A 17,159-nucleotide genomic window follows, 5' to 3' on the forward strand; every position below is an offset into this window, starting at 1 on the left:
TATATTCATTATTACAACAACAAACGTATCAAACAGAAATTGGCTGGCATGAGTCCGGTACAATACCGTCTACACACCAGCCAACTAGCTGCGTAATATAAAACTCTAACTTTTAGGGGTCACTACACCAGCAGAGTTTTTTATTTATGGTATAAGGATTATAGTTTTACACACAGGTGACCGAAAATCAGTTGCCTGTGATATTCAGGCACCAAGTAAAGTTTTCCCACGCGGAATACCAGCCGGTGAAAAACTCCTGCGAATCATCCCAGCGCACTTCGAATTTCTTCTGACCGTCCACCTCTACCAGATAAAGCGCCAGTTCAGCGTCTCCCTTAGATACTGCCAACATCATACCGTTTTGAAGTTCTTCTTCTGTAAACGGTACATCTGAAACCGAACGTAGCTGAGCTTGTTCGAATACTTGTTTGTTCATAACTCTATAATTCATAAAGACCCTCCACTAAAACATTTATTCTTTATGTCCGTTCGTACTTCTTTCTGCAAAGAATACAAGTACAGTAGTTCATTTTATATGTATTTGCTCATGAAATCAAAGATGAAGTATATTAACATAATTCAATTAATTTATATACTCGATTGTATAGCAAATTAAGGCAACTTGAGAATATTTTTTGCCTTTCTTGAGACAATCAAATTTTACGTTAGCTAATCCAGCATGCTAAAATAAATTGAATTTAATTCCAAAAGGAAGTGTGAAACTCAAAAGAAGAATCCCGTTATTGAGCTGTAAACCCATTACCCAAAAACGTTTTTGTTTTGAAAATCAAACAGTTTAAGAGGTGTTCAGAGTTGATAACGGAGAATATAGAGCAAACAATATTTCATCATGACGGCAAAAAAATTATGACGGATAGAGAGATTGATATAATCGCCAGAATCGAAGAGCCATTGATCGTCGTATTAGGCAATGTGTTAAGTGATGAAGAATGCGATGAACTGATCCGATTAGCTGCAGACAAAATTACTCGTTCAAAAATCGGAACTACACGTGAAGAAAATGAGCTGAGGACAAGCAGCGGTATGTTTATAGAAGAAAGTGAAAACCTGATGATCACGAGAATCAAAAAGCGAATTTCTGAAATTATGGATATCCCTGTCGAACACGGAGAAGGACTTCAGATCTTACGGTATACTCCTGGGCAGCAGTACAGAGCACATCATGACTTCTTTTCAGCGGAAAGTAACGTAGCAAACAATCGAATCAGCACGCTTGTGATGTACTTAAATGATGTGGAACAAGGTGGAGAAACCTTTTTCCCCCACCTGAAACTATCTATCACGCCCCGAAAAGGCATGGCGGTCTACTTCGAGTATTTCTACAGCGACCAAACGCTGAATGATTTAACTTTACATGGTGGCGCACCCGTTGTAGAAGGGGAAAAGTGGGTCGCAACACAATGGATGAGAAAACAAAGAGTTCAGAACGTTCCTGTGTGAGAAACAATCATGAAAGTTCACTTATTCACGATTGTTCAAACAATCATGAATGTTTTCCACACAGGCACTACTAAATGTTTGATTAGGCCTACATTAAAGCGTATATTGTCTCAATGAAGTAAGCACAATACGTATGTTACTTAAAAAAGGAGTGTTTTTTCATGGTAGGAATGATGGAAGGAAAAGCAGGATTAGTCACAGGTTCGGGTTCAGGTATTGGTAGAGCCACTGCAATTGCATTAGCAAAAGCAGGCGCAAAAGTTATGATATCTGACGTCAGTGATGAAGCAGGACAAGAAACCGTACAAATGATCAAAGATCAAGGCGGCGAAGCAGCATTCTTCAAATGTGACGTAAGTAATGAAGAGCAAGTAATCGAACTTGTGAATAAAACGGTTGAAACATTCGGCAAGCTGGACTTTGCTCATAACAATGCCGGCATTAACAAGGGGCTGGTTCCCATCGGGGAAATGGAAACCAAGGATTGGGATATTACCATGAAAGTAAATTTGTATGGCACATTTTACTGCATCAAGCACGAAGTAAATGCGATGCTGAAAACTGGTGGCGGCGCAATTGTCAACACGGCTTCAGGCGCCGGTATTGAAGGTTCACCGAACATGGCTCCTTATACTGCATCAAAACATGCAATTGCCGGTTTAACTAAATCTGTCGCACTGGAATATGGTCAAAAAGGGATTACCATTAATTCTATTGCACCTGGTGCCACCATTACACCTGCAATTGAACATTGGGCAAAAACATCGCCTGAACAATACCAGGGAGTCCTCTCATCGCTGCCGGCCGGAAGAATGTCCACTGCTGAAGAGCAAGCAAACGCTGTAGTTTTCTTATGCTCAGACCTTGCAAGATCAATCAGCGGTGTCACACTTGCAGTAGATGGCGGTTATACTGCAGGTAAAATGCAACAATAATACTTTTAAACCCTCGAAAACTCCAGTAAGAGTTTCCGAGGGTTCTGTGTAGTATGGGGCTTTAGGAGACTCGCCAATAGCTTTTACGTGTGTTGCCTGGAACACCTAATCCGATCAGCTTTCTTACTTTGGTTCTCGGCCTCTCCTAGTTCTGCCTTCACAGTTCGGGACTTGCACCCTAGAGACTTCATCCATGATGGGCGCACCATCAAAAAAGGTACCTGTCTTATACAGGTACCTTTTACTAGTTCCTCAACATGTTAGATTACCGATTCAGCACGCTGTGAACAAAGCTCCAAGAATTAGGATCAGTCAGCTCATCTATTTTCACTTCAAGATCTCCGCCTAAAAAAGCAGTCTCCCCCTGGATAGCCACAACCATCGCCTGAATAACCGGTTCACTATTGTTACTTTGATACACGTCGCCTATTTTAGGATTATACGTTTCAGGCATAGTGATTTCCGGCTTTTCTTCCTCCTGCTGTGTAAGATAATTTGCATCTGGATGTTCCATATCAATAATCGTCGCGCCTTCTTCAAGCCCCGGCATCATAACCCAATATTCATTATGCTTAATCCCGTTCGATTTATTGCTGATGACACCATTCGCTTCTATAGAAGATACCATTTCCATCGCATGAAGATGGTGATGATCCAAGGAATCCGGCTGAGGATTAATAATTAAAATATAATCGCCGACCTTAGCCTTGACGTCTTTGTGCAATGTGTAACGTTTGTGATTGACAATAAAACTGTCCATATGCTTTGGTTTATAAAGAGTAATTTCTTTAGCCGTTGCCAGTTGCTGTTCGAAATCCTCAAGCCGTATCAAATGAATAGACTGTTTAAAAAAAGCTTTTACAGAATACACTTTATGCAGCTTGTTATTATAATAAACAAATTGGCCTTTTCTAACATGTAATAGATTCAATGTGATTCCCACCTTGTTGAGTTTTTCTGCACTATAGCCTTCCCAATCAATCCAGTTCTTACACAACTTTCTGGGGAATTATGAAAACCTAAAGTTGCGTATAAACTTATCATAACAACAATTGTTAATTTATGAAATCTTTAATTGTGTAAGGACCTGGCACACAGCCAGGATATCAAAGAAAAATCCTTGCAGCCTAATGTATGACTGAAAGGATTTCCTATGGAAGTACTATTCAAGTATGAGCAAAAGTACTTGCTGTCCATGTACAATCACTTCGCTGCTTTTACAGCAGCGAGTTCAGTTGTCACTTTCCCAGCAGCATTTGTCGTTTTAATAATGCCGACCCCTTTAGCAAGGTATACTCGAGAACTGTCTGGGTATTTCAGAATCACTGTATTGTTAAAAGTACCGGCTTTTACTTTTATAGTTTTTGCCGTATTTTCAACGAGGACTTTATAGTCATCATAGTGATCGCTTTGTATGAAAGTGGTACCTTGTTTTAGAGAATTAGGTGCACTGACAAAAACAAAATCTGAATAACCTAAACTTGCCGACAGTCCGAATTCGTCTTCGATATAGACTACATTAGATAATTCCGGAAAGTGTTGACTCTTTTTATTGTAAAGATACGTAAACGTGTCTTCCTTTTTCACATGAAACGTTTCTTTGGAAGGCTCGCTGAATGAAGGTGAATAGGTCAGGATTAACCCGTCGTCTGGAGATAAGCCACTGTTCACTGACGCTGAAGCTGTTGCGGCCGGCTCAGTATAGGAAAAGCCGAGAAGTAAGATCATAATTGCAAATAACATTTTTTTCATTGGAATCACCCTTTCATGATGGTTGTCTACTCAAAAGATTATGAAGCAGATTGCGACTCTAGAACTAGACTGGGAAGAAAAAGTTCTTTACCAGATGCTATATTCCTCTCTGTATTAGTAAGATACCCGCTGCGTCTTTCTATCAAACTGGAATTATTGTGGTGGTGCCTACTAGCGTTGCATTGTGGTGGTGCCTGTGTGAGAAACAAACATGATTGTTCACTTATTCACGTTTGTTTAAATAGTCGTGATTGTTTAAACAAACACGATTGTTTCCTGCACAGGCACCGATTACACTACCAATAGAAAATCGAATCAATGTATGCTTCAAGCTCACGTTGCTGTTCTGCTTCTTTCATCTTTTTAAGCCGCTGTGCTTCTATGTCTTTCATAGAGACAGCCACCTGCTCCTTATACTTTTCTGAGACGGGATAACCAATCAACTCTAACTCTTTAATGGCACAGTGCAAGTCCACTCCATACCAATTACTGTATGCCCTTGCTTTATTTTCAGCTGTACTTCCCGGCAGAAAATTCTTCTTGGCATCCTGCAAACGCTGCTGCCTTTTCATCCTTTTTCGCTTGGGAGGCAGTATTTTCTTTTTCAATATTGTTCATCCCCTTTTCAAAGAAGTGTCCAAAGAAGTGCCTGTGTGAGAAACAAACATGAAAGTTCACTTATTCACGTTTGTTTAAATAGTCGTGATTGTTCAAACAAACACGATTGTTTCCTGCACAGGCACCGATTACATTTCCTGCACAGGCACCGAGCACAAAAAAAACATAGCGAGATGTTCCCCTCACTATGCCCTCATTCAAATTATTTATCTGTCTGTTCTGCCTGTTTCTGTTTTTTCTCTAAATACGCCGCCCGGATCTTCTCCACCTGCTGCTTCTTATCAAATTGGGCAGGCTTATTTTTCTCATGATACTTCGCCACAGCCGCCTGGCCTTTGGAATCCAACTGATATTTCCCCACTGCACTCACCTGCTTTTTCATGTCTTGAAAGACGATTTTGATTGAGATTTATAGTATACCTTATAAAATCCTATTTGCGTTACTTCGGAAGTAGAAGCTCAACTGATTATTTTAAAAATGTTCCTGGTGGACACGCATAGCCAGCATCTAAATTTGAATCAAATTGCAGCACTTGACTGTCTCTTAAAAAGAAACTGACAGTTGCCCTTTTGATGACTTCGAAATGTTTTTCAGCATCTCCATCACCTTTTCATTCTGCATCAGCCCTTTTATTTTAGGGTCTGTACTTGCCTGAGCCTCAGCGTTGTCAGTAAGGAAATTCAGTGTCACTTTTTCTTTTGGTGACATATCCTTTTTATTCTCTTCATGTTCCTGAAGATGATCTCCAAGTGTCATCTGCGCTCTTTTCTGCATCGCCTTTTCTGCTTCACTTTTTGGCGATTCAAAACGTTGTCCATTCACAACAATCCAACGTTTATTCTCATCAACACCTATCTCGGACCATCGTGTATCCGGATGATTCGTCGTATACGTTGCAATCTTTTGAAACGTAGAATTGTCTACATACAGCGTAGTATGAGACGCAGTTCCTTTATCTGCGCTAAGCATCCCTTTCATCATTTTATTGGCGCTCGACAGCTCCAGTGTATCCTTCTGGCGAATTTTACTTTCGACAGGATTCTGCGCTTTCCCATACGCTTTTGTTGTGGCAGCTAATTTATCATAGTTGATGGTACTTTTATCAGCTTGTATGTGCATGTCTATCTCTCCCATATCGTGAAAAGTCGAATGTTTTTTGCTGTTATGCTTAATATCGGAGTGTAGGACGGTTTGTTGATTGGATATAACTTTAAATGATGAACAAAGATCCACCTGCATGTTACCCGCATACCCTAGGCACATTCCCAATAAAATTGCATATGTATAGAGAGAGTAAGTTGAAAAGGAAGTGAACAGCATGCCAAATCAGCCATTGCAAACCCTTCTGACACAAACTCCAGAAGAAGGGTATGCATTAGCAGTTGAGCTCGCTCAAAAAGGGGTTTTAGTTACGCAACCTTCAAAAGAAGTCAGGGAAGTACTGCGTCCCGTCTACTCGAGAGACGCGAATAGTTTAATAGCTGCCTCTCAAGTCATTTCCATTCATTTTCAAACGATCGCAGCGGCAAATAATTACTGGCGGACATGGGCACCTTATTATCAGTGAATTCAACAGAACTAGCCCATTACATGAATATATGTAATCGGCTAGTTCTGTTTTCGTTTTGCTAAAAATTCATTGATCAAATCTCCATAGCTTTTCCCGTAGGCCAGTTCACAGTTCGTGCATTGTTCCACACCTTTAATTAAAAAAATCGATTTGTATTTTTTCTTAAAATACGCTCTTCTTCACTTACTATCCACACCAAATACAGATACAGTCAGTCGATTGGAAATAAATTCGATGTCTTGCCACGACAATAGATTTTCAACATATCCTAATGTATCTGAATTGGTTGGTCCGATAATACGTTGCAAGGCTAATAAATCAAAATAATTGTTTCTGTTTGTGGTGTTAATTGGAAATAATCCTCCTATACCAAGAACTCCGCCTTGAACTGGATTTTTCAATTTCCCATCACCGTTATAAAACTGGGATAAATAATCAAAGCCTCTGTTGCTAATGTCTAGGATGAATAAAACGTTAAGCTGAGAACTTTCCACACGCACTTTATAGAAATCCTCATAATGTGCTTCGAATTCATATTTTTCATCGTAGTGATCACTGTTGAACAATTCTCGTAACCTGTTATTCCTAAAAGAATAGATATAAAAAATACGATATCCCCCGCTGCCGCCCGTATCCATACTTATCATAATGTCAGGGACACCATCTTTGTTAAAATCGCCAAGAAACAAGCGCGCATGATAGCCCGCGTTATTTTTCAGATGAACGGTTGTACTTTTATTTGACCGTCCATCATGAATCACCAGCGTAATATTATCAGCATAGATACCTGGCGGCCCATCGAATTGACCATACAAATAAACGGTGTCCAAGATTCCATCCCCGTTTACATCACCCATATTCCTATCCAACAATGTACGTTTCCCGTTAACCTCAATCTCTCCTGTTCAAATGTAGTTGTTGTTCATTGTATGATATGTCGATAGGGTCTAGGAATGAATAAGTTCCAGTTCCACACTAAAACGTTCCTGTGTGAGAAACAATCATGAATGTTCAATTATTCATGATTGTTCAAACAAACACATTAATTTCTCACACAGGAACCACTAATGATTCCTTACACACCACTAATTAAACTCCAAGCAGACTGACAGTATTTATTCTGTTCCCCATTCTGCATGGTAACGTTTTACAGCTTCTGCTCCGGAAACTGTTTTCAGGAAATATTCTTCCGCCCGTTTAGTACGGGCTTTGATGGAGTCGTCCATACATACATCTGCGCAGTTGCCGTAATCATCGTCCGTCAACCTGCGTAACGTTCGATAGTCATCAATCACCTGTGAGAAATCGCCTTTAAGCCAGCGGTTCAGCATCTCGCCAACGACCGTATCCTCTTTGGTAAACCATTTTAAGTAGAGGATGTTCTGCTTCGCCATTTAGTTGTATTTACCGAAATGGCTGCCGTAAAATTCGACTTCACGCCGATCGCCGTACGGACCGTCTTTGATGGGATCGGTGATCAGATAATCGGCTGGATAGTGCGTCACTTTCTGCCTCATCATGGTAAGCATTACATGAGCAATTCTGTAGTCGTCACCTTGCAGTTCCTCGGGCAGATAAGTCGTCAGCTGCCCTGGTAACGGCTTTTCAGGGTTTACCGGATCAAGCGGGTCAACAGGCGGTCCTATTTCTACCGCAGATGTACCATATAAAAAGCTGTCATCCATTTCAAAAGCTGTCACCCTATAGCGCACTTCGTCTCCATTCAAAAAGCGGACTGTCGCGATATAATCGCCCGGCTTTTCAATCTTAATATATGTAAAATTATATTCATTTTTTTCAATCGTTACGTTGTCAGAGATATTCTCTCCGTCCGTCTTGGCAAGAGCTATATTTTGTACGGGTTTATACTTCGTATTGAGCGATACCAGTGCCGGGAGTGTTTCATCCGTCTTTTCTAACGTCAAACGCAGTTCGCTGCCCTCTTTTTTTACATGAACATAATATTTTTGATACGTAAATTTATGTCCCGCTCTTCCCCCAATGACAATGCCACCTTTTCCTTCTTTAATCGGAAATAGTTGAACTTGATCTTGCATGCCGTCTTTATTCCCTTTAACTTTTACTGCCCGGAATACACCCGGATTCACTTCATCAGCGACAAATGATTCCATTGTATCCCATCCTAAATCACCCGCTTTCACTGTCACAGCATTCTTCATCGTTACCTGCTCCGTCGCCGCAAGCATTTTTGCGGCCTGCCCTCTCGTAATCGATGCATTAGGGCTGAATGTTGTAGGCGATGTACCTGAAGTAATGCCGAGCTTGTAAATAACAAGTACGTCATTCGTAATGCCGACTTCTCCTTTGAATGGGTTTTTTACATTCGTATCACGGGGCAAATCAAATGCTTTCACAAGAATGGCAGCCATGTTTTTACGCTTAATCGGCTCATTCGGTTTGAAACTGCCGTCCGGATAACCGCCGATAATTCCTTCCTCCGCCATTTTTACAATCGCTTTATAAAAACCATGTGATGCTGGTACATCTTTAAATTTCTGGCCTTTTACAGTCGATGTATCCAGACCTCTCATCTTCGCAATAATCGCCGCGGCTTGTCCTCGCGTAATTGAATTCCCCGGCTTGAACGTGCCGTCCGGATAACCTCCTATGATGTTACGCGCGGCCAAATCATTCACCGCATCCGCAAAATGCTTCGACGGTGGCACATCAGAAAACCCTTGCTTACCGGCAGCAGCCCCTGACAATGGGATACTGCACGCCAGTAAGAATGCCCCCACTACAGCAAATAACTTCTTCATTTCTTTCATCCTCTCTAAACAACTCAATTTCTAAGCGGCGTATAGACGGAAAATCACTAAAAAAGTTTCAAAATATGAGGGAAAACTCATGTCCATAAAAAAGTAACCACCCTCGGCTGACAGAGTGGTTACCTTCTCTACTATTTATGAAGTTGTTGTTTTCTAATGACTTCTTAATTTTATTCCTTCACAGGCACTGTAACGACCTGTTTCACTTCATTTCTCTTTCTGCCTAGTTTCGGATATCCGATAAGAATCGCAACAATTGCACAACCGCCCATCAAAATCGGATAAAACGAGTAGGGGATAATACTTACCGGTGAAATCGCTGCAAGTCCCGCCGCTGCAAGCATTTGCCCGCCATAAGGCAGAATTCCTTGCCAACTGCCAGCGAATGTATCGAGCAGACTAGCTGACTTTCTTGGATCAATTTCATACTCATCCGCAATACTTTTCGCCAAAGGGCCTGTAACAACAATTGAAATTGTATTATTGGCAGTAGCGATTGCTGCCGCACTGACCAATCCTGCAATCCCAAATTCTGCACCTTTTTTCGATTTTATTTTACTGTTTACCGTATATAGAAGATAATCAATCCCGCCATTATGCCGAATAATCTCCACCAGACCACCGATCAAGAGTGCAATAATCGCTAAATCTTCCATACTCATTAACCCTTCACCAATCGTTTGTAAGAAGCTTCCAAAACTGTAGGACCCGTCAGCCAATCCGACGCCGCCGGCAAAAATCGTACCGCCAATTAAAACAATCAGTACATGCACGCCCGCCAATGCTGCAGCCAATACGGCAATATACGGAAGAATCTTTATCAGTTCATATTGAAAATCCGCCCCGATTATAGCTTTGTTTCCCCGCGTAATAACACCCAGAATAATCGCTGTTAAAATGGCACCCGGCAGTACTATGAAAAAGTTCACTTTGAATTTATCCTTCATTTTGGTATGTTGGGTCCTGACTGCTGCGATTGTTGTGTCTGAAATCATCGATAAATTATCTCCAAACATTGCCCCGCCGATCACCGTTGCCATCGCCAGTGCCACCGGGATATCCGTTTGGCTCGCGATACCAATTCCAATTGGCGCCAAAGCTACTACTGTCCCCATTGAAGTTCCCATTGATATTGAAATGAAGCAGCCAATCGCAAACAGTCCTACCATCAATAGATTTGCAGGCAGCAGAGACAACCCTAAGTTAACAGTGGAATCTACAGCACCCATGCCTTTTGCAACCGTCGCAAATGCACCTGCCAGTATGAAAATAACCGCCATTAACATAATATTTGGATGGCCCGCACCTTTCGTGAATATAGTCACTTTATCCTCAAATTTTTCTTTTCGATTCATTAATAAAGCAACAGCAGAAGCAATAATCACCGCTACGTTCAGCGGCATATTCGAAAAGTCTTTCGTCAATACACCAGCGCCAATAAAGAGCGCTACAAAAATAATTAATGGTAAAAGTGCAAATGCATTTCCTTTCTTCACTTCTTTTACGGTCATTTCAAATCCCCCCTCAACTCATTTTGTATGATAATTCTTTTATTCTCCTAAAAAAATTCCTAAATAACTTTTAATTTAACAATACCTATAAGTCATATCGGAATTATTAATATAATATCTCAGCCACTAGAGACTGTCAATACAATAATTCACTTTTCTAAATATTAGTAAATATTGATTTACAACACTAGTGAAGTTGTGATAGTTTATATATCAACTACGGAAAGGATGATAACAATGGCATTAGTCGAAAGTTTTTTACTTGATCATACGAAAGTAAAGGCTCCCTATGTAAGATTGGCTGGCACAGAACAACATGAAAAAGGGAGTGTATTACAGAAATACGATCTACGTTTTTTACAACCTAATCACGATTCAATCCCGACTTCAGCGATACACACACTAGAACATTTACTGGCAACATACTTGCGCGATGAACTAGAAGGAATCGTCGATATTTCTCCCATGGGCTGCCGAACAGGATTTTATATGATTATTTGGAATGAACACGAACCAAAAGATGTTGCTGCGGCACTTACCACGGTACTTAAAAAAGTAATTGAAACTGAACATATTCCCGCTGTTTCTGCACTCGAATGCGGAAATTACCGAGATCATTCACTATTCGCTGCACAAGAATATGCTAAATTAGTAGTAGAAGCAGGATTAAGTGACGACCCATTTCGTTCGCTAACTGCTGAAACTGTTTAAACCTTAGCATAAGATTGGAAAACACAAACAGGAGCCACCGCAGAAATCAGCTCAAACTGATTTCTGCGACAGCTCCTGTTTTATAATTCCTATGGAGAAACTGAACTACCTGTCGACGAAACTCTTTCATCCAACACAGAAACTCAAAAACATACCGGTATGGGATACAAATATGAAAGCTCGTCTATTTTCGTTTGTTGGTAATTATAGATGTATACTTACAGGCTTGCCACATTGGATACCACGCGTTCCGCTGAGCGCAGTGCCCCTTCTAAATGACCACCTTGGTATACCGACGTTTCTGTTCCGGCAAACTGCAGGGTCTTCCCCCATGCATCAGCGCTTAGCGGAAGGCCATACGCCGGAAATGCGGTCAACGGCTTAGCGTCATCCGCCACAGCCGTCGCGGAATCTATTGCCCAGTCTTTGTAGAGCATAGCAACTGGCTTCTCTGCAGCCGGACCGTACATTCGAGTCAATTGATTCACTGCCAATTCGAGAATTTTGTCTTTACTTAACTCGTTCCGCCTCCCTGCTGGCATACCAAAGAATCCAAAGAGTGCACCCACGCCTTTTTCGTTCGTCGCATCGTGAATTTCCTGCAACAGACTGATTCTACTCATTCCCTGACCCGATAGTCCATCTTTACGCCAAAACGGATGATCATAGATTGCGATCACTTTTGCCTGTCCTGCCATCCACGTCGGCTGGTTTTCCAGTGACATGCGCAACTCTGTTGGAAGCGCTGGTGAAAAAATGATGTGATGTGCAATGAGACGGGGCGGCATCGCAAGAATTACTGCCCGTCCATGTATATTCTGATGGCTTCCGTCAGGCAATACAGCAGATACAGTCACTAATCCATTGTCTTCCTGATGAATGCCTATTACTCGTGTGGACAACCGCACAGTTCCCGGTACTAATGTTGCAGCCAGTGCCTTTACAAGCGAACGAATCCCGCCGTGTAACCGCATGGATTGTTCAACTGCTCCCACTGGCAACTGATGACGTTCGGGTGGTTCATGAGGAGATGATTCGTAAACAAACGCGCCCGTCGTATGCTGTTCTATCGTCTCTAATTGCAATTCCTCTACTAACTGGGTAATGGCCGGCTCATGCTGCGGCCAAAACCAAGTCGGACCTAAGTCAAACCGTCCCAACTCAGGTTTGCCCTGAACTTCCTCACTGAGCACTCGTCCACCTATTCGATCCCGGGCTTCTAGCACAATATGCGCAATTCCTTTAGACTTCAGTAAGGACGCGGCCCGTAAACCACTTACCCCAGCACCAACAATGATAATGGGTTCTTTCATTATTTCATCTCCTTAGTGCTCTCTTATGGTCGATGCTTGACCTATTATATATGAAACAGATAAAGCGAAACAGAAAGAAACCAAAGTTTTCACGGTATAGGAGAGTACCAATTACAGAACTCCCTATCAACCCCCATCAGTGAAAGGGGAGATGAAAACAATCGTTATGTCATTATTTAATCATATTTAGAGGAGTAACGAAAGAAATTGGAGCAGAACAACTTTACTGATACCCTTCGTAATACTAACATTTTCATCGGCGTAAAGTACGGGTTCAACATCACCACCACCTTTACATTCTGCAGCAGCCCTTTAGGGTCTGCACTTGCCCGAATCCCAGAATTCACCATCGGAGTGGTAGACGGTTAGTTTATTGTTTTAGGTACCAGTTTCTGATACTACTCAGGAAAATTTCAGAATTGTATCAGAAACTGGTAGCTTAACTAAAACATGTTATAATGGTTGGAAATAAAGAATGGAGATTCCTTATTATTACTTGGAACATAAAACAAATGCTCGTTAAGAAATGCAGTTTAGGTTTGGGGAGGTTATAGGTTGAGAAAGTTATTATTCGTTGTACTTATGGTTTTCTTGTCTGGTTGCAGCAATCCTCTTGTTGCAGAGTTTGCAACTGTGAATGAAATTAATAAGGATTCTATAACAATAGAAAATGAAGGAGGAGGAATTACAGAAATAGAAGTTCCTTCTGATTATGATTTTACTTTTGAAAAAAACACAATATACTTTTTCAGATACGAGATTCTACGTTCTAAAAAAGCGTTTTTAATTAATGTTGAAACTATTGACGATTAAAAGGTTTTAATTTTGTGGTGCCTGGAAAGAAAAAATTATAAACATTCACTTATTCACGTTTTTTTAGTTATCATGAATGTGTAAACAAACACAATAGTTTCTTGCACAGGCACCTACTAGTTCTCTTTAAATTCCTTCCATTTCCGTTTCCAGTTTTCTATTTCATGCCTGATCTCTTTCTCCATCTTCTCTTTCTTTTCTTTATTTTTCCGTTCTTTCTCTTCTTTTTTCTCCTGTTTTCTTTTCTTTTTTTCTTTTATACGTTCTTTTTTATTCAACTTTTCTTTCTGTTTCTCCAGCTCTTCTATATTTTCCCCGATTAATGCCAAATCGAATTTCTTAGTCGGCAATTCACTCATAGTTCTTGAAAGAACCTGCGCAAAAATGGGTGGTGCCGTAAAACTGCTGGTTGATGTCAAATAATGTTCTGAATCTGTTTGATCATACCCGAGCCAAACCGCACCGACGATGTCTGGAGTATAGCCGACGAACCAATGATCCTTTGAGCCGTCCACTCCTGAAAACGGCAGTTGGGTGGTGCCTGTTTTGCCCGCCACTTCCAGACCAGAAATTTGAGTTTTCTCAGCCGTTCCTTCTTCGACAGCGCCTTTCAGCATATAGGTCATTTGCTGGGCAACTTCCGGCTCTGTGACTGTCACAGACTGTTCACGCCACTTCCCCAGGACTTTTCCTTCTGAATTTTTTATTTCTGTAATCGCATGTGCATCCCTCATCACCCCGTCATTGGCAAACGCAGAAAAAGCCTGAGCCATTCGCAAAGGGGAAGTCCCTTTATCCAATCCTCCTAAAGCCAGACCAAGCGTGTGATCGTTTTCTTCCAATGAAATTCCGAACCGTTCAACAGCGCGCACCCCATTTTTTATTCCGATCTGATGCAAAAGCGAGACGGGAGGGATATTATACGAGTGCACAAGTGCATCGTACATTGTCACGTGCCCTCTATTTTTCTGATCAAAATTTTTCGGTGAATAGCCGTCAATGTTTATTGGTTCATCGAGAAGCAAATCCGACATACGATAACCTTTCTCCAGCGCCGGAGTGTAGACGGCAAGCGGTTTTAATGCCGAACCCGGTTGCCTGACGAGTTCGGTCGCATTATTAAATCGGCCATGTGTATATTCCCCTCTGCCCCCAACCAGTGCCGATATCCCACCTGTTTGAGGATTCAGAAAAACAGAAGCACTTTGAATAAGTTGATCGGGCTTACTCTCAGGAAAATACCGCTCATCTTTATACACTTCTTCCAAAGCATCTTGGATAACAGGATTAATTTCTGTGTAAATATGTAATCCGCCATATAACACTTCATTTTTTGTAAGATGATAGGTGTTGATCGCTTCATCGATAACACGGTCAATATAATAAGGATATTTCCCTTTATAATTCGGCATTGTGGAATCAGCTAATACAACTTCTTCGCCGACTGCTTCATCAAACTCTGTCTGACTAATATAATTTTCACTTTTCATTAATGATAAAACAACGTTACGCCGTTCCACCGACTTTTTCATATTTTTGGCAGGAGATAAATGGGACGGTGCTTTAATTAATCCTGCTATTGTCGCACTTTCGCTAAGCGATAACTCGCTTATATCTTTACCAAAATAGATCTGCGCAGCGCGTTGAACACCCCATGCACCATCGCCAAAATAAATTTGGTTAAGATAGTGCTCCAAAATTTCCTCTTTTGAATACGTTCTCTCGATTTTCTTCGCAATGAGTAACTCTTTAAACTTACGGGAATATGTACGCTCTTGCGTTAAAAACACATTCTTTGTCAGCTGTTGGGTAATGGTGCTTCCGCCTGCAGTAATCTCACCTATAAAGAGGTTATGGATCAACGCGCGCCCCATCCTGAAATAGTTCACCCCGGAATGCTTGTAAAATTGCTGATCCTCAACTGAGATGACAGCCTCAATTAACTCCCTTGGAATACGGTCAAAGGAGACCCCCTCCATTTTCGAATTGGAAATTTCACTTACTACTTTTCCGTTTTGATCGTAAACAAACGTAGGTCTCGGTACAGGCTCTTCTAATTTACTCACATCACTCAATGAAATGAATACATTTACTATAACCAAACCTGAAATAGCCGCAATGAGCATTCCGAAGAATACGATGCGAATTGGTTTCTTTATTTTTCTATTTTTCTTACCGTCATTATCCTTTTTCTGTTGCCGCTTATATTCCGTTCTTCTCATACAAATTCCACCTTCATCATTACCTTTCGACCTTTCAAAGTTTAGCATATTGAAAAGAAGTAACCTACTAACTAATAGCAGGAAAATTATAGCATGTAGTTGACGATGCATCTGTATGAAAGTTGCAGGTGAAGTGTTCTAGCGCGGTTTCAAAGCAGTGCCTGAAGCAGTGCCTGTGTGAAAAACAGTGAAGCGGTGCCTGTGTGAAAAACAAACGTGAAAGTTCACTTATTCATGATTGTTGAAACAATCGTGTATGTTTAAACAATCACGATTGTTTCGTGCACAGGCACTCGAACCCATGGCTAGGGCATCCCCGATTCAAATGAAAAATCCCCCGCTTCATGCAGAGGATTTGTGCTTATTTAATAACCGTAACCGGACATTTTGCTTCCTTGATCACTTTATGGCTGACGCTTCCGAGCATCATTTCCTGCACGGCATTCAGTCCGCGGCTTCCAATAACCAAGTGATCCAGTGGATTTGAATCCGTGTACTGCACAACCCTTTGTGCCGGATCCCCTTCAAAAACAACAAGTTCTGTACTAATCTGAGCCTGCCTTGCCAGCTCCATTGCCGGCTGCGTTAGTGTTGCGTACCTGGTCCTGATACAAATCTGAGTTGTTTCTGAGTTGTGTGAGTGTCTGGCACCTTATTTTGTTTGTTTTTTATATAATCCATGTTTTGTGTTGTTAATAACGAAACTGGACTGTCAGACTCTTGCCCTCTATCTGTGGCAAAGTGATAATCATAACGGCATTGAAAACGAAATTTATTCAACCTTCTGAACACCCATTGCGGGAACGGATACTGGCTCTACGCTCAATTCTTCAGTTTTACGCTGAAGGATATATGCAGCAACAATAATCAAAATACCACCAATGATTTGAATGGAATAGATTTGCTGTCCAAGAAAGATAGCGGCTAGAACCGCAGCAACAACTGGTTCAAATATTTGCATGGTTGAAGCCCGTGAAGCCCCAATCATCCGAATACTCGTTATCATTAACATCGTTGGGATGGCAGCTCCGGCTAATCCAGCAAATACGAGAATAAACCACACGTATGCAGACGAATCAACAAATGGCGCAATCAATGTAGCACCTTCTCCAAAGGCCACTCCGCAAATGGCAAATACAATAGTCCCCACAGCTAAGAAGAATGTTGTAGCATAAGTGGGATGTAAACTTTGATAACCGCTCCTGCCAATCATATAAAACACCGACATGCCCAGCGCTGCGCCAAGGGCAAGGATAATTCCAAGTGTACTTATTTGTACGCTTTGTCCAAGTAACTGTCCAAAAACAGCTAAAGCACCACCAATCAAGGAAAGGATCAACGCAATCATTTTAGGTGAATTTAACCGTTCCACACCGGTAATTGCACAAAGTATAGTAACAATTGCTGGAAAGGTATAAAATAACAGCATCGCTAAAGCTACGGACAATTCAACAAAAGCATAG

The 17,159-nt window shown here is 41.3% G+C and carries 20 protein-coding genes and 1 pseudogene; 6 read left to right on the forward strand and 15 right to left on the reverse strand.

What is annotated here, in order from left to right:
* A partial coding sequence (locus tag Q1J64_RS07325) for an IS3 family transposase (RefSeq protein ID WP_301108439.1) occupies nucleotides 1-96 on the forward strand: 96 nt, incomplete at its 5' end.
* A 91-nt stretch (nucleotides 97-187) separates the two neighbouring features.
* Here Q1J64_RS07325 and Q1J64_RS07330 read toward each other — a convergent pair.
* Nucleotides 188-451 carry a hypothetical protein gene (locus Q1J64_RS07330; RefSeq protein WP_301108423.1) on the reverse strand — a complete coding sequence of 88 codons (264 nt, stop codon included), beginning with the start codon at nucleotides 449-451 and terminating at the stop codon, nucleotides 188-190.
* Between the two features lie 416 nt (nucleotides 452-867).
* On the opposite strand from Q1J64_RS07330, the gene Q1J64_RS07335 reads away from it, so the two are divergent.
* Nucleotides 868-1,461: a 2OG-Fe(II) oxygenase gene (locus Q1J64_RS07335; RefSeq protein ID WP_301108440.1), complete on the forward strand. Its 594-nt coding sequence runs from the start codon at nucleotides 868-870 to the stop codon at nucleotides 1,459-1,461.
* A gap of 161 nt (nucleotides 1,462-1,622) precedes the next feature.
* The gene (locus Q1J64_RS07340; protein ID WP_301108424.1) at nucleotides 1,623-2,396 is read left to right on the forward strand and encodes an SDR family NAD(P)-dependent oxidoreductase; all 774 of its coding nucleotides are present in this window, start codon (nucleotides 1,623-1,625) and stop codon (nucleotides 2,394-2,396) included.
* Here the strand turns inward: Q1J64_RS07340 and Q1J64_RS07345 are convergent.
* From Q1J64_RS07345 to Q1J64_RS07370, 6 genes and pseudogenes are all read right to left on the reverse strand, one after another.
* A pseudogene (locus tag Q1J64_RS07345) lies at nucleotides 2,347-2,535 on the reverse strand (group II intron reverse transcriptase/maturase); the annotation flags it as partial. The gene Q1J64_RS07340 and the pseudogene Q1J64_RS07345 overlap by 50 nt on opposite strands.
* 126 nt (nucleotides 2,536-2,661) lie before the next feature.
* Complete coding sequence (locus Q1J64_RS07350; protein ID WP_301108425.1) at nucleotides 2,662-3,327, reverse strand: hypothetical protein; 666 nt, start codon at nucleotides 3,325-3,327, stop codon at nucleotides 2,662-2,664.
* Between the two features lie 272 nt (nucleotides 3,328-3,599).
* Nucleotides 3,600-4,148 carry a hypothetical protein gene (locus tag Q1J64_RS07355; RefSeq protein WP_301108426.1) on the reverse strand — a complete coding sequence of 183 codons (549 nt, stop codon included), beginning with the start codon at nucleotides 4,146-4,148 and terminating at the stop codon, nucleotides 3,600-3,602.
* A 296-nt stretch (nucleotides 4,149-4,444) separates the two neighbouring features.
* Nucleotides 4,445-4,756, reverse strand: a complete 312-nt coding sequence (locus Q1J64_RS07360) for a hypothetical protein (RefSeq protein WP_301108427.1) — start codon at nucleotides 4,754-4,756, stop codon at nucleotides 4,445-4,447.
* A 212-nt stretch (nucleotides 4,757-4,968) separates the two neighbouring features.
* Nucleotides 4,969-5,127 (reverse strand): hypothetical protein, encoded by a 159-nt coding sequence (locus Q1J64_RS07365; RefSeq protein ID WP_301108428.1) that lies wholly within the window; start codon nucleotides 5,125-5,127, stop codon nucleotides 4,969-4,971.
* Nucleotides 5,128-5,310: 183 nt separating this feature from the next.
* Nucleotides 5,311-5,886 carry a hypothetical protein gene (locus Q1J64_RS07370; RefSeq protein ID WP_301108429.1) on the reverse strand — a complete coding sequence of 192 codons (576 nt, stop codon included), beginning with the start codon at nucleotides 5,884-5,886 and terminating at the stop codon, nucleotides 5,311-5,313.
* 199 nt (nucleotides 5,887-6,085) lie between these two features.
* Here Q1J64_RS07370 and Q1J64_RS07375 point away from each other — a divergent pair, with 199 nt between their 5' ends.
* The gene (locus tag Q1J64_RS07375; RefSeq protein WP_301108430.1) at nucleotides 6,086-6,334 is read left to right on the forward strand and encodes a hexameric tyrosine-coordinated heme protein; all 249 of its coding nucleotides are present in this window, start codon (nucleotides 6,086-6,088) and stop codon (nucleotides 6,332-6,334) included.
* A 182-nt stretch (nucleotides 6,335-6,516) separates the two neighbouring features.
* On the opposite strand, the gene Q1J64_RS07380 is transcribed toward Q1J64_RS07375, so the two are convergent.
* The 4 genes from Q1J64_RS07380 to Q1J64_RS07395 form a co-directional block, all read right to left on the reverse strand.
* Nucleotides 6,517-7,209: a YybI family spore inner coat protein gene (locus Q1J64_RS07380; RefSeq protein ID WP_301108431.1), complete on the reverse strand. Its 693-nt coding sequence runs from the start codon at nucleotides 7,207-7,209 to the stop codon at nucleotides 6,517-6,519.
* A 243-nt stretch (nucleotides 7,210-7,452) separates the two neighbouring features.
* Nucleotides 7,453-7,731 (reverse strand): hypothetical protein, encoded by a 279-nt coding sequence (locus tag Q1J64_RS07385; RefSeq protein WP_301108432.1) that lies wholly within the window; start codon nucleotides 7,729-7,731, stop codon nucleotides 7,453-7,455.
* Entirely contained in the window at nucleotides 7,732-9,117 is a 1,386-nt protein-coding gene (locus tag Q1J64_RS07390) for an S-layer homology domain-containing protein (RefSeq protein ID WP_301108433.1), read from the reverse strand.
* A 179-nt stretch (nucleotides 9,118-9,296) separates the two neighbouring features.
* Nucleotides 9,297-10,637 carry a Na+/H+ antiporter NhaC family protein gene (locus tag Q1J64_RS07395; RefSeq protein ID WP_301108434.1) on the reverse strand — a complete coding sequence of 447 codons (1,341 nt, stop codon included), beginning with the start codon at nucleotides 10,635-10,637 and terminating at the stop codon, nucleotides 9,297-9,299.
* A 237-nt stretch (nucleotides 10,638-10,874) separates the two neighbouring features.
* Here Q1J64_RS07395 and Q1J64_RS07400 point away from each other — a divergent pair, with 237 nt between their 5' ends.
* Nucleotides 10,875-11,348 (forward strand): S-ribosylhomocysteine lyase, encoded by a 474-nt coding sequence (locus Q1J64_RS07400; protein WP_029055074.1) that lies wholly within the window; start codon nucleotides 10,875-10,877, stop codon nucleotides 11,346-11,348.
* A gap of 218 nt (nucleotides 11,349-11,566) precedes the next feature.
* Here the strand turns inward: Q1J64_RS07400 and Q1J64_RS07405 are convergent, their stop codons facing one another.
* Nucleotides 11,567-12,661, reverse strand: a complete 1,095-nt coding sequence (locus tag Q1J64_RS07405) for a flavin monoamine oxidase family protein (RefSeq protein ID WP_301108435.1) — start codon at nucleotides 12,659-12,661, stop codon at nucleotides 11,567-11,569.
* Nucleotides 12,662-13,216: 555 nt separating this feature from the next.
* Between Q1J64_RS07405 and Q1J64_RS07410 the strand changes: the two genes are divergently transcribed.
* Nucleotides 13,217-13,474 (forward strand): glycosyl transferase, encoded by a 258-nt coding sequence (locus tag Q1J64_RS07410; protein ID WP_301108436.1) that lies wholly within the window; start codon nucleotides 13,217-13,219, stop codon nucleotides 13,472-13,474.
* Nucleotides 13,475-13,590: 116 nt separating this feature from the next.
* On the opposite strand, the gene Q1J64_RS07415 is transcribed toward Q1J64_RS07410, so the two are convergent.
* The 3 genes from Q1J64_RS07415 to Q1J64_RS07425 form a co-directional block, all read right to left on the reverse strand.
* Complete coding sequence (locus tag Q1J64_RS07415; RefSeq protein ID WP_483315982.1) at nucleotides 13,591-15,702, reverse strand: transglycosylase domain-containing protein; 2,112 nt, start codon at nucleotides 15,700-15,702, stop codon at nucleotides 13,591-13,593.
* A 355-nt stretch (nucleotides 15,703-16,057) separates the two neighbouring features.
* Nucleotides 16,058-16,270: a universal stress protein gene (locus tag Q1J64_RS07420; RefSeq protein ID WP_483315981.1), complete on the reverse strand. Its 213-nt coding sequence runs from the start codon at nucleotides 16,268-16,270 to the stop codon at nucleotides 16,058-16,060.
* A 198-nt stretch (nucleotides 16,271-16,468) separates the two neighbouring features.
* Nucleotides 16,469-17,159: DMT family transporter (locus tag Q1J64_RS07425; protein ID WP_301108438.1), on the reverse strand; the 691-nt coding region annotated here is incomplete at its 5' end.

The sequence above is a fragment of the Sporosarcina sp. genome (assembly GCF_029257255.1).
GTDB lineage: Bacteria > Bacillota > Bacilli > Bacillales_A > Planococcaceae > Sporosarcina.

What these genes read in the sequence shown, in the direction of transcription:
- Q1J64_RS07330 (WP_301108423.1), bottom strand. Translation starts at nt 451, where the DNA reads ATGAATTATAGAGTTATGAACAAACAAGTATTCGAACAAGCTCAGCTA.
- Q1J64_RS07335 (WP_301108440.1), top strand. Translation starts at nt 868, where the DNA reads ATGACGGATAGAGAGATTGATATAATCGCCAGAATCGAAGAGCCATTG.
- Q1J64_RS07340 (WP_301108424.1), top strand. Translation starts at nt 1,623, where the DNA reads ATGGTAGGAATGATGGAAGGAAAAGCAGGATTAGTCACAGGTTCGGGT.
- Q1J64_RS07355 (WP_301108426.1), bottom strand. Translation starts at nt 4,148, where the DNA reads ATGAAAAAAATGTTATTTGCAATTATGATCTTACTTCTCGGCTTTTCC.
- Q1J64_RS07370 (WP_301108429.1), bottom strand. Translation starts at nt 5,886, where the DNA reads ATGCACATACAAGCTGATAAAAGTACCATCAACTATGATAAATTAGCT.
- Q1J64_RS07375 (WP_301108430.1), top strand. Translation starts at nt 6,086, where the DNA reads ATGCCAAATCAGCCATTGCAAACCCTTCTGACACAAACTCCAGAAGAA.
- Q1J64_RS07385 (WP_301108432.1), bottom strand. Translation starts at nt 7,731, where the DNA reads ATGGCGAAGCAGAACATCCTCTACTTAAAATGGTTTACCAAAGAGGAT.
- Q1J64_RS07390 (WP_301108433.1), bottom strand. Translation starts at nt 9,117, where the DNA reads ATGAAGAAGTTATTTGCTGTAGTGGGGGCATTCTTACTGGCGTGCAGT.
- Q1J64_RS07395 (WP_301108434.1), bottom strand. Translation starts at nt 10,637, where the DNA reads ATGACCGTAAAAGAAGTGAAGAAAGGAAATGCATTTGCACTTTTACCA.
- Q1J64_RS07400 (WP_029055074.1), top strand. Translation starts at nt 10,875, where the DNA reads ATGGCATTAGTCGAAAGTTTTTTACTTGATCATACGAAAGTAAAGGCT.
- Q1J64_RS07405 (WP_301108435.1), bottom strand. Translation starts at nt 12,661, where the DNA reads ATGAAAGAACCCATTATCATTGTTGGTGCTGGGGTAAGTGGTTTACGG.
- Q1J64_RS07420 (WP_483315981.1), bottom strand. Translation starts at nt 16,270, where the DNA reads ATGGAGCTGGCAAGGCAGGCTCAGATTAGTACAGAACTTGTTGTTTTT.